24 protein-coding genes and 2 pseudogenes are annotated in these 21851 nt (G+C 36.6%); 11 read left to right on the plus strand and 15 right to left on the minus strand.

Going from position 1 to position 21851, the window contains the following annotated elements; all coding sequences use genetic code 11:
* Window positions 1–466: 466 nt before the first annotated feature.
* Complete coding sequence (locus tag NQ782_RS02200; protein WP_000734807.1) at window positions 467–973, plus strand: PEGA domain-containing protein; 507 nt, start codon at window positions 467–469, stop codon at window positions 971–973.
* A 45-nt stretch (window positions 974–1018) separates the two neighbouring features.
* On the opposite strand, the gene NQ782_RS02205 is transcribed toward NQ782_RS02200, so the two are convergent.
* The 5 genes and pseudogenes from NQ782_RS02205 to NQ782_RS02225 form a co-directional block, all read right to left on the minus strand.
* Window positions 1019–2737 (minus strand): fructose-specific PTS transporter subunit EIIC, encoded by a 1719-nt coding sequence (locus tag NQ782_RS02205; RefSeq protein WP_057093011.1) that lies wholly within the window; start codon window positions 2735–2737, stop codon window positions 1019–1021.
* Entirely contained in the window at window positions 2724–3671 is a 948-nt protein-coding gene (pfkB, locus tag NQ782_RS02210; RefSeq protein WP_001062803.1) for a 1-phosphofructokinase, read from the minus strand. Before pfkB ends, NQ782_RS02205 begins: the two co-directional genes overlap by 14 nt.
* Window positions 3672–3685: 14 nt before the next feature.
* Window positions 3686–5359 (minus strand): annotated as a pseudogene (gene ptsP, locus NQ782_RS02215) (phosphoenolpyruvate--protein phosphotransferase); the annotation flags it as partial.
* Window positions 5360–5421: 62 nt separating this feature from the next.
* Window positions 5422–6544, minus strand: a pseudogene (gene fruB, locus NQ782_RS02220) (fused PTS fructose transporter subunit IIA/HPr protein); the annotation flags it as partial.
* A gap of 224 nt (window positions 6545–6768) precedes the next feature.
* Complete coding sequence (locus NQ782_RS02225; RefSeq protein WP_057093013.1) at window positions 6769–7629, minus strand: alpha/beta fold hydrolase; 861 nt, start codon at window positions 7627–7629, stop codon at window positions 6769–6771.
* Window positions 7630–7766: 137 nt separating this feature from the next.
* Here NQ782_RS02225 and NQ782_RS02230 point away from each other — a divergent pair, with 137 nt between their 5' ends.
* On the plus strand, window positions 7767–8222 hold the full coding sequence (locus NQ782_RS02230) for a hypothetical protein (RefSeq protein WP_000365978.1): 456 nt from the start codon (window positions 7767–7769) through the stop codon (window positions 8220–8222).
* 33 nt (window positions 8223–8255) lie between these two features.
* Here the strand turns inward: NQ782_RS02230 and NQ782_RS02235 are convergent, their stop codons facing one another.
* From NQ782_RS02235 to brnQ, 3 genes are all read right to left on the minus strand, one after another.
* Window positions 8256–8501, minus strand: coding sequence for a hypothetical protein (locus NQ782_RS02235; protein ID WP_000949688.1), 246 nt, complete (start codon window positions 8499–8501; stop codon window positions 8256–8258).
* Window positions 8502–8760: 259 nt separating this feature from the next.
* Window positions 8761–9180, minus strand: a complete 420-nt coding sequence (locus NQ782_RS02240) for a heme-binding protein (RefSeq protein WP_000838063.1) — start codon at window positions 9178–9180, stop codon at window positions 8761–8763.
* Window positions 9181–9371: 191 nt separating this feature from the next.
* Entirely contained in the window at window positions 9372–10673 is a 1302-nt protein-coding gene (brnQ, locus tag NQ782_RS02245) for a branched-chain amino acid transport system II carrier protein (RefSeq protein ID WP_001186685.1), read from the minus strand.
* 352 nt (window positions 10674–11025) lie between these two features.
* On the opposite strand from brnQ, the gene map reads away from it, so the two are divergent.
* On the plus strand, window positions 11026–11820 hold the full coding sequence (gene map / locus NQ782_RS02250; protein ID WP_001202776.1) for a type I methionyl aminopeptidase: 795 nt from the start codon (window positions 11026–11028) through the stop codon (window positions 11818–11820).
* Window positions 11821–11870: 50 nt separating this feature from the next.
* On the opposite strand, the gene NQ782_RS02255 is transcribed toward map, so the two are convergent.
* Window positions 11871–12773, minus strand: a complete 903-nt coding sequence (locus tag NQ782_RS02255; protein WP_000954523.1) for a LysR family transcriptional regulator — start codon at window positions 12771–12773, stop codon at window positions 11871–11873.
* A gap of 243 nt (window positions 12774–13016) precedes the next feature.
* On the opposite strand from NQ782_RS02255, the gene NQ782_RS02260 reads away from it, so the two are divergent.
* The gene (locus NQ782_RS02260; protein WP_000121850.1) at window positions 13017–13340 is read left to right on the plus strand and encodes a hypothetical protein; all 324 of its coding nucleotides are present in this window, start codon (window positions 13017–13019) and stop codon (window positions 13338–13340) included.
* A gap of 46 nt (window positions 13341–13386) precedes the next feature.
* Here the strand turns inward: NQ782_RS02260 and grxD are convergent, their stop codons facing one another.
* On the minus strand, window positions 13387–13728 hold the full coding sequence (gene grxD / locus NQ782_RS02265) for a Grx4 family monothiol glutaredoxin (protein WP_000138830.1): 342 nt from the start codon (window positions 13726–13728) through the stop codon (window positions 13387–13389).
* A 227-nt stretch (window positions 13729–13955) separates the two neighbouring features.
* Between grxD and NQ782_RS02270 the strand changes: the two genes are divergently transcribed.
* Window positions 13956–15164, plus strand: a complete 1209-nt coding sequence (locus tag NQ782_RS02270) for an aspartate aminotransferase family protein (RefSeq protein ID WP_057094337.1) — start codon at window positions 13956–13958, stop codon at window positions 15162–15164.
* A 50-nt stretch (window positions 15165–15214) separates the two neighbouring features.
* Here the strand turns inward: NQ782_RS02270 and NQ782_RS02275 are convergent, their stop codons facing one another.
* The 3 genes from NQ782_RS02275 to NQ782_RS02285 all read right to left on the minus strand — a co-directional run bounded on the left by NQ782_RS02275 (window position 15215) and on the right by NQ782_RS02285 (window position 16930).
* The gene (locus NQ782_RS02275) at window positions 15215–15646 is read right to left on the minus strand and encodes a CBS domain-containing protein (protein WP_000156920.1); all 432 of its coding nucleotides are present in this window, start codon (window positions 15644–15646) and stop codon (window positions 15215–15217) included.
* A 140-nt stretch (window positions 15647–15786) separates the two neighbouring features.
* Window positions 15787–16161: a DUF2750 domain-containing protein gene (locus NQ782_RS02280; protein WP_001087274.1), complete on the minus strand. Its 375-nt coding sequence runs from the start codon at window positions 16159–16161 to the stop codon at window positions 15787–15789.
* 535 nt (window positions 16162–16696) lie between these two features.
* On the minus strand, window positions 16697–16930 hold the full coding sequence (locus NQ782_RS02285) for a hypothetical protein (protein WP_000616034.1): 234 nt from the start codon (window positions 16928–16930) through the stop codon (window positions 16697–16699).
* 215 nt (window positions 16931–17145) lie between these two features.
* Here NQ782_RS02285 and NQ782_RS02290 point away from each other — a divergent pair, with 215 nt between their 5' ends.
* The 6 genes from NQ782_RS02290 (at window position 17146) to NQ782_RS02315 (ending at window position 21427) form a co-directional block, all read left to right on the plus strand.
* On the plus strand, window positions 17146–17505 hold the full coding sequence (locus tag NQ782_RS02290) for a hypothetical protein (protein ID WP_000185571.1): 360 nt from the start codon (window positions 17146–17148) through the stop codon (window positions 17503–17505).
* A gap of 100 nt (window positions 17506–17605) precedes the next feature.
* A complete protein-coding gene (locus tag NQ782_RS02295) occupies window positions 17606–17932 on the plus strand; it encodes a hypothetical protein (protein ID WP_000955082.1) in 327 nt (108 codons plus the stop codon).
* Window positions 17933–18039: 107 nt separating this feature from the next.
* Window positions 18040–19146, plus strand: a complete 1107-nt coding sequence (gene ftsY, locus NQ782_RS02300) for a signal recognition particle-docking protein FtsY (protein ID WP_001187342.1) — start codon at window positions 18040–18042, stop codon at window positions 19144–19146.
* A 190-nt stretch (window positions 19147–19336) separates the two neighbouring features.
* Window positions 19337–19933: a nitroreductase family protein gene (locus NQ782_RS02305; RefSeq protein WP_000102943.1), complete on the plus strand. Its 597-nt coding sequence runs from the start codon at window positions 19337–19339 to the stop codon at window positions 19931–19933.
* 225 nt (window positions 19934–20158) lie between these two features.
* Window positions 20159–20830: a DUF2057 family protein gene (locus NQ782_RS02310; RefSeq protein WP_057092884.1), complete on the plus strand. Its 672-nt coding sequence runs from the start codon at window positions 20159–20161 to the stop codon at window positions 20828–20830.
* A gap of 72 nt (window positions 20831–20902) precedes the next feature.
* Window positions 20903–21427: a GNAT family N-acetyltransferase gene (locus NQ782_RS02315; RefSeq protein WP_267581173.1), complete on the plus strand. Its 525-nt coding sequence runs from the start codon at window positions 20903–20905 to the stop codon at window positions 21425–21427.
* Window positions 21428–21439: 12 nt separating this feature from the next.
* On the opposite strand, the gene NQ782_RS02320 is transcribed toward NQ782_RS02315, so the two are convergent.
* The gene (locus NQ782_RS02320) at window positions 21440–21739 is read right to left on the minus strand and encodes a cyd operon YbgE family protein (RefSeq protein ID WP_085916945.1); all 300 of its coding nucleotides are present in this window, start codon (window positions 21737–21739) and stop codon (window positions 21440–21442) included.
* Window positions 21740–21841 carry a cytochrome bd-I oxidase subunit CydX gene (gene cydX / locus NQ782_RS02325; protein ID WP_000270276.1) on the minus strand — a complete coding sequence of 34 codons (102 nt, stop codon included), beginning with the start codon at window positions 21839–21841 and terminating at the stop codon, window positions 21740–21742.
* Window positions 21842–21851 lie beyond the last annotated feature (10 nt).

The raw sequence follows: 21851 nt of genomic DNA on the forward strand, positions 1-21851 counted from the left end.
TTATTCCTTACCGTTTATTTGAACTTGGCTACTCGCTTGGTCGTAAAATGAACGATATTTGTTAGCATGAGAATCGTAGAAAAAAAAACTCGTTTTGAACGTGACATTTCTATCAAAATTTTTTGTCTACAAAGTCATAACTTAAAAAAATAAATCCATTCAATAAGTAAATGTTTAAATTAATCATATGTTTAATTGATTTTTTGAAGATGAAAATTTACCATACATTTAACATGATTGATCAAATATTAAAGAAAATTAACTAATAAATGGATTTATGTTATTGAATTTACTAAATTTTTAAATATTAATTTTACTGTTCAAAAGAATCATGATTTACGAATGTATTTTAATTAAGGAATTGTTTAATTGTTAATCTTTTGAATTGTATGTTAATTGTTATTTTTTGTTTATTTTAATATAGTGCATTTTCAAATAACGATAGATAAATTCTTCTGGATTAATGATGAAAAAATTACTAATTACTTCTATGGTAGCTTTAACGATAGGGTTAAATGGCTGTGCAAGCATCATTACAGGTTCTTCACAAACACTTACTTTTACAAGTGTGCCTGAGTCAGCAACTATTGAGATTAAAAATCGTAATGGGGTAAAAGTCCATACGGGGCAAACACCTGCTACCGTTAGCTTAAAAAAAGGTGCCGGTTATTTTAAACCAGAAAGTTATCAAGTATCTTTCAGTAAACCTGGTTATCAAACTAAAACGGTAGAAGTTACAGGTACTCTTAGTGGCTGGTATTTAGGTAATATTATTTTTGGTGGTTTAATTGGGCTTTTAATTGTGGATCCAGCTACTGGAGCAATGTATAAGTTGGCACCAAAAGATATAAATACAGTATTAGAAGCTCAAAATTTAGTAGGAGAAGCTAAGCAAAAGCCCACGCTAACAGTGATGCTGGCTCAAGATATTCCTGAGCAAATGATGGCCCGTGCAGTACAAATTAATAAATAAAAAATAGTAATAAAAAAGGGAGAATTTATATTCTCCCTTTTTAAATTATGAGTTTGTTAATAATTTTTCTTCTTGATTCTTTTTAATGATGGCATAACTTACTCCCGTTACGATACTTCCAGCCGCAATTGCTGCAAGATACAACCACGCATGATTGATTGCATTTGGAATCAGTAGTACAAATACACCGCCGTGTGGAGTCACAAGCTCACAGTGAAATAAAGCAACTAATGCACCAGTTACTGCGCCACCTAGAATACAGGTTGGAATAACGCGCATTGGATCTTTTGCTGCAAATGGAATTGCACCTTCTGAAATAAAGCATAAACCAAGCACAAACGCAGCTTTACCTGCATCTTTTTCACCAGTACTAAATTTATTTCTAGCGAGGAAGGTTGCAATTGCCATCCCAATTGCAGGAACCATACCGCCTGCCATCGTGGCTGCCATTGGCATATAGGTATTGGTGGTAAGTAGTCCAACTGTAAAAGCATAAGCAGCTTTATTAATTGGTCCGCCCAAATCAATACACATCATACTTGCCAGAATAATTCCCATTAATACAGCATTTGTTGTGCCCATATTGTTGAGGAAATCTTTCATTAACTCAAAAATATGCGCTACAGGTTGACCTACCACATAGAACATAATTAACCCAACAGATAATGTTCCTAATAATGGAATAATCAAAATGGGCTTAAGAGACTCTAAGCTAGTTGGGAGCTTAACTTTTTTAGCAATAAATAACGCGATATAACCTGCCAGGAAGCCAGAAACAATACCGCCTAAAAATCCTGCTTGTAACTGTGCTGCCAATAAACCCCCGATTAAACCGGGTGCAAGACCAGGGCGATCTGCAATGGAATATGCAATATAACCCGACAGCATGGGTACCATGAGAGTAAATGCTGCTGCGCCAATCTGTTTTAATATGGCTGGCAGACTACCAGCTTGTTCTGCTGCATTTAGGCCAAAACATAAAGAAAGTGCAATTAGCAAGCCACCCGCAACCACCATAGGCAGCATATAAGAAACACCAGTTAATAAGTGTTTATATACACCAACTTTTTCAGTTTTATCCTTATTTTCCGTTGTTGCTTGCTGTTTACCTTGTTCTAAAACCTGAGCATTAGCAATTGCCTCAGTAAAAGCCTTGTCGGTTTGTTTTAAAGCAAAACCAGTGCTACATCTATAGACACGTTTACCTACAAAGCGGTCAGTGTTGACTTCAATGTCAGTAGCAAGAATAACAATATCGGCATCAGCAATCGCTTGAGGTGATAAAATATTCTTCGCACCTACAGAACCCTGAGTTTCTACATCGATTTGATACCCAAGTCTTTCTGCACCTTGTTGTAACGCTTCAGCTGCCATAAATGTATGGGCAACTCCAGTTGGGCAAGCAGTAATGGCAACAAAATGAGTTGCGGTATTTGAAGCTTGCTTAGGTTTTTGTTCCCACTCATTTGCTGGTTTTGAGTGTTCAAGTGCCGTTAAAAGTGCTTTGTCTGCATCATCTTTAATATCTTCAATAGAAACTAAAGATAAAGCGTTTTGACCAAAAATATTTAGATTTTTAGGTTGCTGTCCAATAATAATGACATGATCAAAATGATCGCTTGATTCAAATTCATCGAGTGAAATGACACTATGTTTATAGCCATGTTGGGTTGCGACTAAAGCAAGTTTACGAGCCAAGATTAAAGCATTGACTTGCTGTTGCGGATCATTAGTGACAAATAATAAATGTTTAGCAGTTTGCATCAGATTCACTCAATGAATTGATAATAGTTTGTGCTTTTAATTGGTTTAGAACCTCAGAAGTAGGGATTCGAAAACCAATTTGTGTTACAGCATGGCTTGCAATGGCTGTCGCAGTTTTTAAGGTCTCTTCAGGAGGCAGTTGGTTAACAAGCCCATGGATCATGCCGGCTAAGAGTGAATCACCAGCGCCTACTGTACTTTTTACGATAACTTTTGGTGCTTGAGCATGTAAGGGGTGAGTGGCGTGTAACCAATTTACGCCATCTTCACCCATTGAGATAACCACATGCTCAATATTGGTTAAGCTATCAAAAAGTTCTCTTTGTTCAGCATAGCTTGTTGCTGGACGTTGATAACTTTCAACCAACTCATCGGTATTCGGTTTGATCATCCAAGGTTGACATTCAATTGCAGCAACCAATGCTTTACCACTGGTATCTAGGGCAACTTTCTTATTATTTTTTTTGATCAGTTGAATAAGTTGTTGTAACTCATCAATACTAAAACCTTGCGGGAGGCTACCAGCTATTGCAACAACCTCGACTTGTGGTAACAGAGCTTCAATCTTATTAAATAGGCTTTGTTTGTCTGTTTCAGAAACAAAGAAACCTTTGCCATTTAAATCTGTCATCCGCCCAGAATGCTCAGCAATTTTTATATTTTGACGTGTTTCACCATCAATATAAATAAACTCAGGTTGAAATTGAGCCTGTGCAAAATGTGTATCGAAAATTTGTCGATTATGCTCACCTAAAAAGCCGGTTACGATTACATCATGACCTAAGTCTTTTAATACTTGAGCAACATTAAGGCCTTTGCCAGCCGCATGTATTTCTACCGACTCTTGTCGGTTCACTTCTCCTACTAATAACTCATTCAGTTGAATGGTTACATCAATTGCAGGGTTTAAAGTAATTGTTAAAATTTTAGCCATTACTATTCCCAATCTTATAAGTCTTGTTCAGATAGCTGGCGCACAGCAGGGGCGCTATCGCATAGTAAAGCTTGTTGCGCAAGCTTTTGAGCATGGCTATAGCTTAGTGTGCGGATTTGAGCTTTTACTAAAGGAATGCTATTTGGGGACATACTCAGTTCATCTACACCTAATCCCATGAGAATAGGTACAGCTTTAGGGTCTGCTGCAAGCTCACCACAGATTCCTACCCATTTGCCATGTTTGTGGGCAGCTTTCACTGTTTGATCAATCAAATTAAGAATACTTGGATGTAATCCGTCTGCTTCCGCTGAGAGTATTGGGTGGCCTCGGTCAATCGCTAAAGTATATTGGGTCAGGTCATTTGTGCCGATACTGAAAAAGTCGACTTCTTGTGCAAGAACCGGTGCAAGCAAAGCAGCAGACGGAACCTCAATCATAATACCAACTTGTAAATTGTCACATGGATGTTGGGCTCTTACTTCGTCAAGAATTGCTTTGGCTGCACGCCATTCTTCAACGCGTCCAATCATAGGAAACATAATTCGTAACGGACGATTATCAGATGCTTTTAGTAGAGCGGTTAATTGCTGTTTTAAAAGCTCAGGCCGTCTTAAAGTTAAACGGATTCCTCTTAAACCTAAGAATGGATTTTCTTCTTCAGCAATTGGTAAGTAAGGTAAAGGCTTATCACCGCCTACATCTAATGTACGTACCACAAGCGGCCGACCTGCAAGTGCATCTAATACAACTCGGTAATCAGCTTCTTGAACAGCCTCGTTAGGTGCACTGCTATGAGACATAAAAACAAGCTCGGTTCTAAGGAGGCCAATTGCTTCAGCACCACATTCTACTGCTTGTGCTGTCGCTTGAACTTTACCCAAATTGGCTGCAATTTCGATTTGGTGTTGATCTAAGGTAATTGCTGGCTCGTGGCTATGACGTTCAGCTTCTTCACGAATTTGACGCTGTTGCTCACGCTCTTGCTTAGCCTGTTCGATTTGTGCCGCATCTGGATCTAAAACAAAAGTTCCCGTATCACCATTAATAAGTAAAGTGCTTTTCGGATCAATTTCTAGGACTTGTTCACCAGCACCAACAATAGCTGGAATGCCTAAAGCACGTGCGACAATTGCACTATGCGCACTTGCACCGCCTATAGCAGTTAAAATACCTGCGACACGGTCTTTGTTGAGACGAGCGACATCACTTGGCCCAACGTCATGCATGATTAGAATATAAGGCTCTTTAGGCTCTTCAATAACCACTTCACCACATAATTGGGTTAAAACTCTGTCGCCAATGTCGCGTAGGTCTGTTGCGCGTTCAGCGAGTAAACGATCTGGTAGAGCTTCCTGTGCTTTAGCTGCAGCTTCAATATGTTCATGCCATGCAGCTGGTGCTGATAAATTTTGATAAATTTTTTGATATACACCATTAATTAAATCAGGATCATCAAGCATTTCTAGGTGAGCTCGAAAGATTTGTTTAATTTCAGAAGCATCGGCTTTGGCTATGACTTGGTGAATATTGTTTTTTACTGCATGTAGGGCAATATCTAAATTTTCTTTCTCGACTTTTACGCCTGAACCCATACGTTCATATTGATAAACCTTTGGTTTAATCACATGGACAGGTCCAAAAGCTAAGCCACTTGATGCTGCAATTCCCGTATTGTTACCCAATGTCGTAGCATTTGATATTGCCGTTTGGGCAGGGAGCTGGTCAGGTATTTCACTGGTTACAGGTAGCGCTTCAACTTCTTCACCTAAGCCTTGCTGCACTGCCAAAATAACTTGATCTAAAGCCTCTACGGCATCGGTTTCTGGCTCAGCGATAAAACGTAGAGTTTGGCCACGCTTACAACCTAATGCTAAAAGACGAGTTAAACTTTTGGCAGAAACAAAGCTACCATCGTCTACTGCAACTTGGATATCGCCTTGAAAGGTTTTTGTAAGATTGACAAGGTGTGTAGCTGGTCGGGCATGTAAACCGTGTGCATTTGCCAGTACTACTGAACGTTGAGGCCAGTCAGGAACAACGTCAGCTCCAATAATTTTTGCAATTTCGTTTGGAGTTTGAGTTTTATCTAGCTCGGCAACTTGCTCAGGGTTAAATAAAATATCAATTAAACGATTAAATCTTTCATTATCGAGTTGGTCATTGGCTGCTATACAAACGAGGGTGTTCAGCTTTTTACCATTTAGCTCTAAAGCCTGTGATGGTTTAGTAATGCTAATAGCTGGTTGCTGAACAAAGTGATTGCTAGAAATGGACCAGATTTGATCTTGCAGTTGAATGGCTTGTTCTGGATCAAGTGAACTTAGAAAACCACATTTTACAAAATTATGTTTTTTGAGTGTTTGAGAAGCTGCCCAAAATAAATCTTCGATATCTTGTGCGTCGATTTCGGTTTGAATAAGATTTTCATGAAGCGCTAAAGATAATGGCTGAGCTTGTAGTAATTCGATAATCTGCTCAGGTTTAGAAGCATTCTTTACTTGTTCACTGACGTCATGCATTAATGCACGAGTAAGAATTTGCAAAACTTGCAAATGTTCATCAGATTTTGCTGCAATCACTACAGCTAAATAAATTTTATTTTCTCCATCCCAGATCACACCTTCGGGGAAATGGGCTAAGCGAATCCCTGTTTTTAAAATATATTCACGTGATTGAGGAGTACCGTGAGGAATGGCAATGCCTTGGCCTAAATAAGTCGCGCTTTGTTGTTCACGATTGATGAGTCCCGTTATATATTCAGGCGTAACTAACCCATCTTTTTCTAATATATCTACTAGACACTTTAATGCATGTGTTTTATCAACAGCATGTTGATTCATATGAATATGTTGAGGCTCTAGTGCTAGCATAATTATCCTTGAACAATTTCTTTGGCTTTAGCTAAAACAGAAAAAAAGAAGCTGTTTGCATTAAACAAGTAAATATACCTGTTTTTTGACAACAGCTTCAGATGAATTACCTTAGCAGAACTTTAACGGTATATCGACGCATTTAAGTAAAAAGCTGCTCGTTTTTAATACAAAAAAACCTCTAAGCCGGATTACTGACTTAGAGGCGAAAATAAAAGCAGTGATTAATATTTAATTTCTTGTTCTAAAATAGACCAGAGTTTTTGATGTGATTTTTTAAATAACAGCATATGGCCAATTGATTTATAGCCTAAATCTTTTGGGCTAAGCTCAATCATTTTTTTATTTGCATTTGGATATAAACTTAATAATTCTTGTACGTTACGTTTGGTTGCAATCTCATCATCATCAGCCCAAATAGCAGTAATTGGACATTGAATATCTGAATGAAAATCATGAAAAATTGTCTTGCCTATGGCATTTTTTACATATCCGGGACGGCTACAAAACTCTCGCCATTGTTGAGCAACTTTTTTAGGTAGGTTTTCTCCCATACCAATGAATTGAGTTGCTCCATAACCTTTAACAAAACTAGAAATAGGGAAGATAAGATTAAACATAACTGGCGCTAAAACCTTGGTTTTTCCTTTAAGGCCTTTAATATGTCCAGTTGAACCTGCAACCGTTATCACTTTTGCGACTTTATTATAGTTAGGTACGACTCCTAGTAGTTGTCCGCCAGCACTATGTCCAATAAGAATAACTTGATTTGCTTTTGTTTTTATTAATAAAGCATCAATTGCAGCAGGAATATCTAGTGTTCCCCAGTCGGTAATACTTGCGGTACTTTGTTTTAAAGCTCCATGTAGGGACTCGCCAATACCACGGAAGTCAAAACTCAATACATTATAGCCTTGTTGGCTTAACCATGTTGCGAAAGAGTGATAAAAGTTTTTAGTTATACCTGTTGCTGGACAAATCAAGATAGGGTATTCAGCTTTCTTTTCTTGAGCAGGATAAAATTGAGCTGCAAGCTGATAACCATCTTTACAGGTAATCCAAAAAGATTCAAAAGTCTTATCCATAGATTTAAAGTTAATTGGCTAATTGTTTATCTTAATATACATGAGTTCTGAAAAGGAACTTGATTAAATTGTGACTATAAAGTCAAGATTTATGTTATATAGCTCATCAAATTTTAATAAAACGAATAATGGAAATTATGGATTTATCAAAAGCTGTACAGCTGGCTATTGTCTTTAGTGGCGTCTTTTTATGGATAGGAATGTTAACTGGAGTATGGAAATATTGGCAAATTCGCCGTTCCAAATTAAGCCGCGCACATTATTATGTAGATATTGCACATAGAAGCAGTTTGCTTTATGCAGCAGCCACACTTATTCTGGCTGTATTGAGCTATTTCACGATTTTAAATGAAGATATTGCTTTATGGTGTGTATTGGCAAATATACTGTTTTTTAGTTTCTCAATTTTAGTTTATATCATCCACGGATTTTTGCAGGATACGACCAATCAGTTTAAACAACCTCATAGGTTAGGGCATTTCAGTTTACCTACATGGTTGATGACGTTTATGATGTTCGCTTTAATTATTACTGAGCTATTAGCAACTGCTATTTTAGTGATGGGGACAATTTTATTGTTTTTAAGCAAATAAAAATGGATGATCGCTCATCCATTTTTAGAATTCTTATTTCTGTTGACTAAGTCGTCTTTTAGCTAATTTTCGCATTTTGTGGTCGACAAAGGCCCATACACAAAATACAAAAGAAACAACCATGGCATACATAAAGTATTCGGGTTTCAGATTCCCTTTAATCATACCTTGAAACAGTAAAGTCAGCATAAGAGCAAGCGTCGTTACTCCATAAACAACTGAATCTTTGCTGTTCAGAGTGTTAATGAAGACTTGTTTGTTGAAATGTAATGATAACATCTCCATCCCTCCTTGTGGTTGCGCTAAAACCGAATGTTTTAGTCAAGAATAAGTTTAATGTTGTACTTGTATTTTTAGCTTAATTCAATAGTCAATAGAAAATTTTTTGAACAGTTTTATAAAAACTTCTATGTTTATAAATGGTTAAGGTATTAAAAAAGTAAATATTAAACATTTTTGTATAAAATAATTACTTTTTTAGAAAAGAGAAATTATTTAAATGAAAAGTGTAATAATTTCTCTGTTCTTTAAATTTGCTTTAGCTACTTTGTTTTTTTAAAAAAACATCAATAGCGTGTTGAGCAATTTCAGCATCTTCAAAAGATTGAACACCTGAAACACCAATCGCGCCTAAAATCTGGCCTTCATAAATAATCGCTTTTCCGCCTTCTAGCATACCTTTAGCACTTGGCATACTTAAGAAACCAAGACGACCATTTTGAAGAAGCTCTTCGTAAAATTTTGAAGGACGACCGCTCATTGATGAGCATTTAGCTTTTTCTAAGCAAAGATGTGTGGTGAGAGGAGAAGCGCCATCTAGACGTTTCATAAGTAATAAAGAGCTTGTTTCATCAACAATGGCTATACTAACTTTAAAGTTGTGTTCAATTGCATATTTCTGAGCTTCTTCCATTAAAAACTCAGCATCTGCTAATGTTAAATAATATTTACTTTTCATTTATGCTCTTCTTTCCTGAGTAAGCTAAAAATTATTTTAGTGTAATATTACAGTAAAAATTAATTATATCTATAGTTGAATTGTCACTAAATGCTGATGTTAGAAATAAAATGCTGGTTGGGTAAACGCAGCATTTTATTCGATATATAAAATCATGTTTGGGTAAAACTCGATTTCAAAAAAACATCAGATTAAATGCTTTTATGTTTAACTTTGTCGATAAGAGTAGTCACTACAAGAACAACTAAAGATGGGATCAACCATGCCAAGTTTTGTTCATTTAACGGTAAGTGTTGAAGGAAATTAGGAAGGTAATCACCAAAGCCCGCAACCTTAAGCCCGTCAATAATTCCGAAAATTAAAGCAATGCTTGTTACTGAACCGACAATAAAAGATGGTTTATGCCAAAATTTCCAGAAGAAACTGAGCATAATAACTACAATTGCAGGTGGATAAATTGCACTTAAAACTGGTACTGATACGGCAATTAGCTTAGTCAATCCAAGGTTGGAAATAATGAAAGAAAAACCAACTAAGATGAAAACTAAAAGCTTATATGGCAACTTAGTAAGTTGAGCGAAATATTCAGCACATGCACAAGTTAAACCAATTGCAGTAACCATACATGCTAAGAAAATGAGACCTGTTAAGAAGAGTGAACCCATATTCCCAAAAGCATGTTGAACATATGCATGTAGGATTACAGCACCATTTGCTGCATTAGGAGCGACTTCATGGCTACCCAAACCTAATTTAAACAAGCTTAAGTAAACTAAAGTGAGTCCTACACCAGAAATAAGGCTGGCAATAATTGCATACTTGGTCACTAGTTTGTTATCAGTAACACCACGCGAATAGATCGCTTGAATAATGACGATACCAAATACTAGGGCACCTAAAGTATCCATGGTGAGATAACCATTTACGAAACCTTCTGAAACAGGAGAGTTAACGTAATGATTAATTGGAGCAGGAACATAACCCGCAGGAATCATAACCGCTGCAATACCTAAAATTGCTAAAGCGATAATTTTCAGAGGAGCTAGAACATGTCCAACTGTGTCTAAAAGCTTGTTCGGATATAAAGAAACGACAGTTACAAATGCGAAGTAAATTGCACTGTAAATTAAAAGGCTACTGCTAGACGTTCCAAAATAAGATGAGAAACCAATTTCATAAGAAACTGTTGCGGTGCGTGGTGTAGCAAATAAAGGGCCAACTGATAGATAACAAACTACAGTTAAGATCAGACTTGCGATACGACCTAGCGGTGAACTAATAATTTCGATGGAACCCTGCATACGAGAGAGGGCCATAATGGTAATTACAGGTAAGCCAACGGCAGTAATCAAAAAACCTATGGCAGCTAGCCATACATGATCACCAGCTTGTTGAGCGACAATGGGAGGAAAGATAATATTACCAGCCCCAATAAAGAGGGCAAAGGTCATAAAACCTAAGGCAATAATATCTCCGGTACGAAGCTGTTGCATAAATTAAATTTAACAAAAAAGAAAGAATTTTAGAGCAAAAGAGATCATGATCAAGCGCTATTTTATGTGAAAAAGCTTTTTTTTAGGCCGTATCAATCATCCAGAGATATTAAAAATATCAACTGGTTAAGTTATCTACTTGAAAACTCATTGAAAGAAATAAAGAAAACATTTTTTAGGTCTGACTTTTTAAAGAAATTGTGTAAAAATGAAAATATAAATTTCTATTATGAATGTTGAATATTTGGACATTAAAAGCTTTCCGCCTATCCTATATCCATTCTAAAATATTCTAAATTAACTAACATTTTTGTAGGCGTGGTAAAAGCAGTGCCTACGAGGATAAAATTGAATGAGAGCTTCTACTGTTACAATTAAAACTGAACAAGATCTAGAAAAATTAAGAGTTTCTGGGCGTTTGGCTGCACAAGTTTTAGAAATGATAGGGGAGTATGTCAAGCCAGGTGTAACAACTGAATATTTAGACAATATTTGTAATGATTACATCGTAAATACTTTAAAAGTTATACCGGCTAATGTGGGTTATCATGGATTCACAAAAACAATATGTACTTCAGTCAATGAAGTGGTATGTCACGGTATCCCTTCTCAAAATAAAATTTTAAAAGATGGCGATATTATTAATATTGATGTAGCAATTATTAAAGACGGCTATTTTGGTGATACGAGCCGTATGTATTATGTCGGTAACGTAAATCCACATGCTAAAAAATTAGTTGAAACTACTTATGAAGCAATGGTCGCAGGTATACATGCAGTTAAACCAGGGGCGACTTTAGGGGATATTGGTTACGCTATTCAATCGGTCGCTCATCGCGAAGGATATAGCATTGTTCGTGAATATTGCGGGCATGGCATTGGTAAAGTTTATCATGAACAACCTAATATTCTGCATTATGGACAACGCGGCCAAGGTCTTGTTTTGAAAAAAGGGATGGTCTTTACAATTGAACCTATGGTTAATGCAGGCAAACCTCAGGTAAAAGAGTTAAATGACGGCTGGACCGTAATTACCCAAGATCATTCGTTATCTGCTCAATGGGAACATATGGTTGCTGTTACAGATACAGGGTTTGAATTATTAACGCCGTGGCCCGAAGGTGTGGGAAATTATCCAGAAATTTAATATGCATAAAAAGTTCGATAATCTATCGAACTTTTTTATGCGGCTTTGATTTATGGATGTTCTGAAAGATGTTCCACTAAATAATCAATAAATACACGTACAGCTGGCAGTAAGCCTCTTCGTGACGGATAAACAGCATGGAATATACCGTGGGCTGCTTTCCAATCTGGCAAGATTTGCACAAGCTGACCTGATTTTACAAAATCCTCAGCTGCTGTGTCAGGTAACAAGGCAATACCACAATTTTGACTTGCAAGTTGGGCAAGCATATAAATATTTGTTCCCATGATGGTTGGACTAACTTTCACTTTCTTCAGTTGGTTGTCTGGGCCATGCAATATAAATTGTTGATCTAAATGCTCTTCAGACAAGCTTAAAATACGATGATCACTTAATTCATCAGGTGACTTAATATTACCAAACTCATTTAAATAAGCTTGGCTTGCAAAGAGACTTTGTTCTATTAGCGCAAACTGTCTTAATACCAAACTAGGGTCATCATCTAGTTTAGATCTGACCCGTAGAGCAATATCAATCCCTTCATTAATTACATCAACGCGTCGATTACTTACAATAAGTTGTAAACGAATTTCAGGATATTTTTTTAAAAATGCTGGCAAAATTTTGGGTAGCTGGTTTTGTGCTATATCTACAGGAACGCTTACTTTGACTACACCTCTTGGTTGAATACTTAAGTGATCAACCAAATCATGAGCTGCTTGTGCGGCATTCATCATGACTTGGGCGTGTCTATAAATATCCATACCAATATCGGTAACTGCAAAATGACGAGAACTGCGCTGAATTAAGCGAACCCCTAAATTTTCCTCTAAGTTATAAACACGACGACTTAATTTTGATTTTGGAATATCCGTAACACGTTCGGCGGCACTAAATCCACCATGCTCAACAACAAGGGCAAAACAATAAAAATCATCAAGATCTGTGAGCATTAAAATATCCTATTTATGCAACACTAAAGATTTTACATTATTACTTTTGCAACGATAAAGTTTGATTTTAATTTTTTGTAAAAAGCTTATAAATAAACCTTAAAAGAGAGTATTAAATAATTTGAAATTTTATTGTAATTACATTGAAATTATTTTGTAATTTATTTTCTTAAATTAATAAGCAAATATGGCGCTTATAGGCTAATTCTCCTAAAATATATTTTTCTCGATTTTTTAAATAATATGTCTTACCAGTTAGTTGAATTAGAGAACGCAACCGCTAATATTATTTGCCCGATTTGTAAGCTTGCTGTTATTGATTGGACACAAGAGCAATATGTTCAACCTTGTGAACATACAGTATTTATTGCAATGGACTTAGGATTTGAATTTGTTGCTGACCGTTTTGAACAAGTTATGAATCAAAACGTAGATGAGTTACATGAAGATCCGAACATGAATATTTTTGATGCGATAACGACTACACCATATAAAAATTTAACTATTTTAAAAGCAGATCTTGGTGTAGATGGACTATTTCGTTATGTCGGTATAAGTGATTGTTAAATTTATAAGTATAAAAAAGCCAATCTTTCGATTGGCTTTTTTATACTTAAGCTTCTGGAGCTGCGCTGTATTGTTCGATTAATGGTTTTAATTCGCCATTTTGGAACATTTCAAGCATGATATCGCTACCACCAATAAGCTCGCCGTTTACCCATAATTGTGGGAAAGTAGGCCAGTTTGCAATTTTTGGTAAAGTTGCACGAATATCAGGGTTTTCTAAGATGTTCACATATGCAAATGGACGACCAATTTGACTGAGCGCCTCTACTGCACGTGCAGAGAAACCACATTGTGGAAACTGTGGAGTGCCTTTCATGTAAAGTAAAACGGGATGCTTCGCAATTTGATCGCGAATTAACGCTTCAGTATCACGTGCTTGTTCAGTCATAAATAGATCCTCAACTAATCTTGCAGCATTATAGGGGGTGTTCACATCGCTTTGCAAACCGCCTTGTTGCTTAAAGTTGCACAGAATATTCAATATTTTATTGTATAAACCGAAGCGATAGCAAAAAGCAGACGAAATTTTAGATAAATGAATGATGAGACTTTTCATCAGTGCAAGTTTTTGTTTATATAAACCCTTCTTAAAACCTCATACAGACAGAGTTCGTGATGACTGATATTACCCTAGCTCCAGTACAACCTGATCAACCAACACATTTAATGGCTACTTATGGTCGCCAAGCGATCAGTTTTGTTCGAGGCCGAGGGGCGTATCTTTATACAAAAGATGGTACAGAATATTTAGATGCACTCACTGGTATTGCTGTATGTGGTTTAGGGCACGCTCATCCAGCTATTGCAGAAGCCATTGCAGAGCAAGCTGCTACACTTGTGCATACGAGTAATTTATTTGAAATTCCTTGGCAAACTGCGGCTGCTCAAAAGCTTGCTGAAGTTTCAGGTATGGAGGAAATTTTCTTTTCAAACAGCGGTGCCGAGTCAAATGAAGGAGCAATTAAAATTGCTCGTAAATTTGGTACTCAACAAGGTATAAGCTTGCCAAAGATTATTGTTGCTGAGCAGTCATTTCATGGTCGTACTTTGGCGACACTGTCAGCAACTGGTAACAAGAAAGTACAAGACGGTTTTGCACCTTTAGTGGAAGGTTTTATTCGAGTGCCATTTGGTGATATTGAAGCCATCCAAGAGGCTGCCTTACAGCATCCAGATATCGTTGCTATTTTAATTGAACCAATTCAAGGTGAAGGTGGTATTAATACTGCACCACAAGGATTTAGCTATTTAGAAGAAGTTCGCCAAATTTGTAACCAGCATAACTGGTTAATGATGCTAGATGAAATTCAAACTGGTAATGGTCGTACTGGTAAATACTTTGCGTATCAACATACGAATATTATTCCGGATGTTTTGACCACAGCAAAAGGTTTGGGTAATGGTTTTCCGGTGGGTGCTGTAATGACTCAAGGTAAAGCAGTAGGCTTGTTAGGGCCTGGCAGTCATGGTTCTACTTATGGTGGTACAGTATTGGGTTCTCGTGTGGTTTACACGGTAATTGATACGATCCAGAAGGAAAATGCAGTAGAGAATGCAGCAGTAGTGGGTAATTATATTGTTGACCAATTACGTGCCCAATTGTCGGATAAGAATGTGCAAGTACGTGGTTTCGGTATGATGATTGGTATCCAATTACCTAAAGATTGTGCTGAGCTCGTTGCGATTGCTCGTGATGAATACAAACTTATTATTAACGTTACGGCAGGTTCGGTGGTGCGTTTATTACCGCCAATTAACATGACACAAGCTCAAGCTGATATTTTGCTAGAGCGTTTAGTCGCATTAATTACGAATTATCTTTAAGTTTAAAAACAATAAAAATGGGCGTTAATCGCCCATTTTTATTTTTGTATTTAGCCTGAAATATATTGCTTTAATTGTTCAATCAAAACTTTCTGGTCTTCCATTGCGGCTTTAACCAAGTCACCAATTGAAATGAAACCAACCAATTTTCCATTATCTAATACAGGTAAGTGACGTAAATGACGATCGGTCATGAGCTGTAAACATTCTTCAACCGTATTATTTAAACCTACCGTAATCACTTTTGCTGTCATAATTTCAGCAACTGTAGTGCTATAAGATGAGCGCTCCATAAGCGTTACTTTTCGTGTGTAATCGCGTTCAGATAATATTCCAACAACTTGTTCACCTTCTGCTACGACTAAAGCACCAATACCTTTTTCAGCCATAATCGTAATTGCTTCGAGGACAGTTGCTTCGGGTGAAATTGTAAAAATGGCTTGTTCAGATTTGTTCTTAATTACTTGTGCAACGATAGTCATTTCTTCTGTCCTGTTGTTTTATCATTTTGATTTAAATTAGCTCGATTTTTGAAAAATGCAAAGACTTGCTAGTCATTCAAATATAAGTTTTATACTTAAGCGTTCAAAAAGCACGCTATCTTGGGTAGCTCAAAGAAACTTTAAGCTACCTGCCATTTGGGATGATTAAAAAAGAAATGATGCATTTGCTGTGTAGATAACTTCAACTTGCGATGAGATGAGTTAAATAAAGCAGGAGTGACTTTTAACCGTGTTAAAGTAGGTAATAAAGATTCATGGAAGTCTTTTGGGGTAATTTTTCTTGGCTTGTAATTGGGCCAGTGAGTTTTGGCGTATCGATGTGCTTGTACTCCATTTAGCCAGAACGGAAAAATAAAATCTTCCTGATCTGATTTAATGGCCCAGCCTTCATCAAATAGTCCCCACAGAACCCCGCAGTACATCATGGTTCTTAAAATATAAATCTTGATCATCAAGTCTTTAGAAACCGGTTGTAGATTACTTAAACTGTTCATTTTAAATTTAAAGGTTTTCAACTTGTCCTGCTTATTATAAGAGAACCACATGACATTTCAGTTTAAACAGGTGTCAAATCGTAAACAAATATTGATGAGTAGAAATATCTATACAAATAAATGCTGGATAAGGGGTACTTTCTAAGTCACGACTGAAGTGGCGAAGTAAAGCTTTAGGCAAATAGGTAATTTTGGTTTTGTATAGGTATAAAAAAACGCCACCTGAGCAAGACAAAGCGGCTAAAGCTTTGGCAAAGCGCAAGATGAACGAAGTTATGGTTAATTTGTATTGAACTTTTTACAGGTATAAAAAAACGCCACCTGAGCAAGACAAAGCGGCTAAAGCTTTGGCGAAGCGCAAGATGAACATAGTTATGGTTAATTTATATTGAATTTTTTACAGACATAAAAAAACGCCACCTGAGCAAGACAAAGCGGCTAAAGCTTTGGCGAAGCGCAAGATAAATATAGTTATGGTTAATTTATATTGAACTTTTTATAGGTATAAAAAAAACGCCACCTAAGTGACGTTTCTTTATGCTTGCATCGTGGCTAGTTTCTGCCAGTATTGTGCTTTCATGGAATCACGTTCAACACGGAAACCTTGGTAATATAGTTCTGCTAAGAACAAAGCAGCTTTACCGTGACCAGCACGAGCAACTTCTTCTAACTGTGCAACTGCATCTTGGAAATTCATTTGAGATTGAATTGTGTTAACCGCAGTTGCGTATACATGTTCTAAATCATGATGAGAGATACGTTGAATCATATAAAACTCCTTATTGTAATTATGATTACTTTTTCTAAAGGCCACTGCCTTTGAACTAATTTAACTTAGAATTGTTAAACTAATATTACAAATTAATGGATTTGTCAACTATTGAGAAGCATCAATTAGTTCACTATTAGGATACATGATTAAACATTATTCACAAATAATTTTGAGTAAAATCAATATGAGAATAAAAGACAAGGAGAATAACTATGACAAATACTATTGATGGCTTTGTTTTTGATAATCCTCCTAAAGAGGAGCAAATCATAGAACTTGCCCATTACCATCGTAAATTATTAGACGAAGCAATTTTCCATCAAGAAATACATTTAGGGGATTATTGTTTAGCACAAAGGAAACGGGTTTTCGACTATGCTCGTCAATTAGACCCTAATCAAAAAGCTTGGTTCTATCAAGTTTATGATGGTGAACTTAGAAAAATTGCAGATGAAGATGAATTGCACCCAGCAGATGCAGAAGAAGGTTTAAGTATTTTTGCTATGCTATTAGTATTAGTTATTATTGCTGCAATTTTATACTTCTCTGTAATTCGTTCCTTAATGGGCTAGCAATTGTCATCCAGTAAGGTTAAAGAATAATAGCCTTACTGGATTTTGACCTTGTGCTGAAGTGCATTGAACCCTACACTACATTCATTAGAGGTAGGTCATGCTCACATTCAAAGAAAATTTTCTTAAATTAAAGTCTGAGTTAAAGGCAGATCAATGTTTTAATCTGGTTGTGATTATTATCATTGGCTGTATTTTTATGCTGTCTTATTTGGCATTACTACGTCCTGTGAATTCAGAACAGTATCAACGAATTGTGCAACTTTCTCGACAGGCTACTTATCCAAGAACTCAAGATATGGCCGAGTTGATTATGGCTCAATCAGAAATTCATAGAGCAGAGTATTTAAAGTTAATGCATGCTTATCAGTTTGAACATGATCACATCAAGCAATATCCTGCATTAGCGCAAGAAGATACTCAATAAGTATTGTCTTTATTTCAAAAAGGTTTTGCACGCTATTGAAGCAGGCAAAAATTTGAATTTATGCTAAACTTTCCGTTTTTTAACACGCTGCTTTTCAAGGAATCGGCATGCAACAACAATCGAATATGCAAAATAAATTCTTGATAGATGCTGAGATCGGGGATGACGATGTCACATTGCCTAATTTACCTGCTATCGATGTTCCTATCGTTGAGTCACCTGTTAAGCAAGAAGTAAAAGCTGAAGAAGTTGTCGAGGCTGCACCGTCTACAGAACCTGAGCAACCAAAATCTGGTTTCTTTGGACGAATGAAAGAAGGCTTGAGCAAAACTCGTCGTAATTTCACCGATGGTATGGTTAATATCTTAATTGGTGGGAAAGAAATTGATGATGAGTTGCTTGAAGAAGTCGAAGAGCAATTATTAGTTGCAGATATTGGTGTTGATGCAACAAAAACGATTATTACCAACTTAACTGAACGTACTGCTCGTGGTGATTTGATCTATTCACATTCACTTTATAAAGCCTTGCAAGAAGAGTTGGTTGCTTTGCTTGCTCCACGTGTGAAGCCTTTGCATATTGACCCTAATAAATCACCTTATGTGATTTTAATGGTTGGGGTAAATGGTGTTGGAAAAACGACAACAATTGGTAAATTAGCGAAGCGTTTACAAGGTGAAGGCAAAAAAGTGATGTTGGCGGCAGGTGATACATTCCGTGCTGCTGCTACTGAACAATTGCAAATCTGGGGTGAGCGTAACGATATTGCTGTAGTTGCTCAAGGTCATGGTGCCGATAGTGCGTCAGTTATTTTTGATGCTTTTGAAAGTGCGCGAGCTAAAGGTATTGATGTGCTGATTGCAGATACTGCGGGCCGTTTGCATAACAAAAGTAATTTGATGGAAGAGCTTAAGAAAGTTAAGCGTGTTATGCAAAAAATTGATGCAACAGCGCCTCATGAAATTATGTTGGTTGTAGATGCGGGTACTGGACAAAATGCAATCAACCAAGTACAAGAATTTGACCAGGCTGTTGGTTTAACAGGTATTACTATTACTAAGTTGGATGGTACAGCAAAAGGCGGAGTATTATTTAATATTGCTAGTCGTACTCATGTGCCAATTCGTTTCATTGGTGTGGGTGAAAAGATTGATGATTTAAGACCATTCTCGGCGAAATCGTTTGTTGCAGCACTATTTGAAACTGAAAAATAATTTTTAGCCAAGACTTAAGAAAAACCTCACAAAATAGTGAGGTTTTTTTATATCCATATCTTTTTTTTATTGTTGCGAAAATAAAACGAACTGTCATATTTTTAATGCTGATTATAAGAAATGAGTTCCATAGACTATATTCATTCCCAAACAACGGCCCATGGTCAATTAAATAGGTAGGAAATAAAAAATGTCTACTTTCTTAGATAAAATTAAAAACCGTCGTACTATTTATGCAATTGGTAAAAATGTTGCATTAGATCGCACAAAAATTGAAGAAACTATTCGTGAAGCGGTTAAACATAGCCCATCAGCGTTCAACTCTCAATCTTCACGTGTTGTTACTCTTTATGGTGAATCACATGCTAAATTTTGGAATTTAGTTCGTGAAGCATTACGTAAAATTGTTCCTGCAGATGCCTTTGCCGGTACAAATGCAAAGATTGATAGCTTCGTTGCTGGTGTTGGTACAGTACTATTTTATGAAGATCAAGCTGTTGTTAAAAGCTTGCAAGAGCAATTTGAATTATATGCAGATAACTTCCCAGTTTGGTCTGAACATTCAAGTGCAATTGCTCAGTTTGCGACTTGGACTGCGCTTTCAGAACTTGGTTTAGGTGCATCATTACAGCATTATAACCCGATTGTTGATGCTGATGCTGCTGAAGCATTTGATGTTCCAGCAACTTGGAAATTACGTGCTCAACTTGTATTTGGTTCTGTTGAAGCACCAGCTGGTGAAAAAGCATTTATTAGCGATGAAGATCGTTTTAAAACATTCAACTAAATTGAGTGGATGAAAAGAGTACCTAGAGGGTACTCTTTTTTTATACTTTTAAAATTAGTTAGAAATTAATGATCAATAAAATAGGTGTTTATTAGAATTCAAAAAAATATTTTAAAAGCTTGAGCGGCGGCTTTGTAAACAGGAGGTTGTCATAAAATCGTCATAATCATATTGCATATTGCTCATGTTTTTACAAACTATTAAATATTACAGAGACGTGAACAGATGACTTTAAGATTAAGTGTCGCTGCGATGGGTTTATTACTCAGCGGTTCAGTATTTTCAGCAGTTACAATTACAGCGCCAGAGGAAATCGTAATCCTTGCGGTGAATGGTCAGGAAGTCAACTCTGGATTATTCCGTTCTTCTAAAAATAATTATAAAGTCGATGCTGGTGAGGCAAGCCTAAGTGTACGTTATCAAGAATATTTTGAGCATTTAAGTGGCGAACACGATATTGTTAAGTCAGGAGTAGTTACTATTCAAACTCCAGCGCTCAAAGATGGTCAAACTTATAAGCTTGCAATGGTAGATGCTCCAAAACAATTTGAACAAGCCAAAAAATATGCTGAGCAACCTACAGTGGCTTTATATAATTCAAACAATGAGTTAATTGTTCAACAAACTGGTGCCAATAATGAGGCAAGACCGTGGTTTGCATCGGGATTGCTAGGTAAGGTTACTGATTTCACGACTAAATCATCTAAACAGCAACCTGACGCTGTGTATGCTGCTGCAAAACCTACCACGACTCAAGCTATTGCGCCTGTTGCAACAACCATGCCTGCTACTGGTGTAGCACAAACTAATGATCAGCGTTTGGCAGAAATTTGGAAAAAATCTTCTAAAGCAGAGCGCCAAAAGTTTATGGCTTGGTTAGCTGAGCAGTCGAATTAATTGCTATTCAAAATAAAGCCGATTTAATATCGGCTTTATTTTTAGAATATTTTAAATAGCCTAAGTATATTTATGATCAAATTAAATTTCCGTTTAGCAGAATTTAATGGCATCCCAACACTAGTAGAGTTGATTAATCAGTCGTATAGAGAACAACAAGGTAGAAGCTGGACTACTGAAGTTGAATATGTAAAAGGGCAACGTATTAATAAAGAGCAATTGAAACATCAATTAGAATTACCTAATTCAGTATTATTAATTGGAGAAATAGATTCTTCAAAAGTTGTTACATGTATTGGTCTTACATTTCAAAGCAATACAGTTGAGATAGGAACATTTTATACAGATCCGCATGTTCAGAATATGAAAATAGGGCGTTCTGTTTTGGAGTACGCTGAACAATTTGCTTTACACAAAGTACCTGAATTGGACAGTGCAATCATGTATGTTTTAAATGTGCGTTCAGAGTTAATTGCTTATTATGAAAGACGCGGATATATAAAAACAGGTAACCATGAACCATATCCGCTTGACGCAAATGTTGGATTACCACTTATACCAATTAAACTAATCGAAATGAAAAAGGACCTCAAATGAGGTCCTTTTTGTTTAGGTTAGAAACCAGATGTAATAGCCTAAAAGCATGAGAGGCCAAGCTATCCATGGACTAAATAACCATTTCCATAACCAAAAGTGCGGCACAAAACCCACCCCATAAATGAAGCCTCCGGAAATACCCACCATCACCAGCATAAGCTGGCTATGATTGTAGTGTCCGTTTGCATCTAACATGAGGGAAGGATGCACCAGTAAAATTACAGCAAGCGGCAATGCCAACAGAAATGAAATGGCCATTGCAAATGCCTGAGCTTTTCGTTGATTTGATGCTGTCATTGCGGTTGCCATGATTTATTCCTCATCTAAATTTTGATGATGTTCGATATAAAGAGCGCTCAATACACCCGCGAAACATGCCATCAAAATCCCAAGAATCCATGCGAAATACCACATTTGCTTCTCC

Source organism: Acinetobacter sp. BD54, assembly GCF_044778325.1.
In the GTDB taxonomy this organism is placed as follows: Bacteria; Pseudomonadota; Gammaproteobacteria; order Pseudomonadales; family Moraxellaceae; genus Acinetobacter; species Acinetobacter baumannii.

Excerpts from the sequence above, each read along its gene's own strand:
- NQ782_RS02200 (WP_000734807.1), top strand. The coding sequence starts at position 467 with ATGAAAAAATTACTAATTACTTCTATGGTAGCTTTAACGATAGGGTTA.
- NQ782_RS02205 (WP_057093011.1), bottom strand. The coding sequence starts at position 2,737 with ATGCAAACTGCTAAACATTTATTATTTGTCACTAATGATCCGCAACAG.
- pfkB (WP_001062803.1), bottom strand. The coding sequence starts at position 3,671 with ATGGCTAAAATTTTAACAATTACTTTAAACCCTGCAATTGATGTAACC.
- NQ782_RS02225 (WP_057093013.1), bottom strand. The coding sequence starts at position 7,629 with ATGGATAAGACTTTTGAATCTTTTTGGATTACCTGTAAAGATGGTTAT.
- NQ782_RS02230 (WP_000365978.1), top strand. The coding sequence starts at position 7,767 with ATGGATTTATCAAAAGCTGTACAGCTGGCTATTGTCTTTAGTGGCGTC.
- NQ782_RS02235 (WP_000949688.1), bottom strand. The coding sequence starts at position 8,501 with ATGTTATCATTACATTTCAACAAACAAGTCTTCATTAACACTCTGAAC.
- NQ782_RS02240 (WP_000838063.1), bottom strand. The coding sequence starts at position 9,180 with ATGAAAAGTAAATATTATTTAACATTAGCAGATGCTGAGTTTTTAATG.
- brnQ (WP_001186685.1), bottom strand. The coding sequence starts at position 10,673 with ATGCAACAGCTTCGTACCGGAGATATTATTGCCTTAGGTTTTATGACC.
- map (WP_001202776.1), top strand. The coding sequence starts at position 11,026 with ATGAGAGCTTCTACTGTTACAATTAAAACTGAACAAGATCTAGAAAAA.
- NQ782_RS02255 (WP_000954523.1), bottom strand. The coding sequence starts at position 12,773 with ATGCTCACAGATCTTGATGATTTTTATTGTTTTGCCCTTGTTGTTGAG.
- NQ782_RS02260 (WP_000121850.1), top strand. The coding sequence starts at position 13,017 with ATGTCTTACCAGTTAGTTGAATTAGAGAACGCAACCGCTAATATTATT.
- grxD (WP_000138830.1), bottom strand. The coding sequence starts at position 13,728 with ATGACTGAACAAGCACGTGATACTGAAGCGTTAATTCGCGATCAAATT.
- NQ782_RS02270 (WP_057094337.1), top strand. The coding sequence starts at position 13,956 with ATGACTGATATTACCCTAGCTCCAGTACAACCTGATCAACCAACACAT.
- NQ782_RS02275 (WP_000156920.1), bottom strand. The coding sequence starts at position 15,646 with ATGACTATCGTTGCACAAGTAATTAAGAACAAATCTGAACAAGCCATT.
- NQ782_RS02280 (WP_001087274.1), bottom strand. The coding sequence starts at position 16,161 with ATGAACAGTTTAAGTAATCTACAACCGGTTTCTAAAGACTTGATGATC.
- NQ782_RS02285 (WP_000616034.1), bottom strand. The coding sequence starts at position 16,930 with ATGATTCAACGTATCTCTCATCATGATTTAGAACATGTATACGCAACT.
- NQ782_RS02290 (WP_000185571.1), top strand. The coding sequence starts at position 17,146 with ATGACAAATACTATTGATGGCTTTGTTTTTGATAATCCTCCTAAAGAG.
- NQ782_RS02295 (WP_000955082.1), top strand. The coding sequence starts at position 17,606 with ATGCTCACATTCAAAGAAAATTTTCTTAAATTAAAGTCTGAGTTAAAG.
- ftsY (WP_001187342.1), top strand. The coding sequence starts at position 18,040 with ATGCAACAACAATCGAATATGCAAAATAAATTCTTGATAGATGCTGAG.
- NQ782_RS02305 (WP_000102943.1), top strand. The coding sequence starts at position 19,337 with ATGTCTACTTTCTTAGATAAAATTAAAAACCGTCGTACTATTTATGCA.
- NQ782_RS02310 (WP_057092884.1), top strand. The coding sequence starts at position 20,159 with ATGACTTTAAGATTAAGTGTCGCTGCGATGGGTTTATTACTCAGCGGT.
- NQ782_RS02315 (WP_267581173.1), top strand. The coding sequence starts at position 20,903 with ATGATCAAATTAAATTTCCGTTTAGCAGAATTTAATGGCATCCCAACA.
- cydX (WP_000270276.1), bottom strand. The coding sequence starts at position 21,841 with ATGTGGTATTTCGCATGGATTCTTGGGATTTTGATGGCATGTTTCGCG.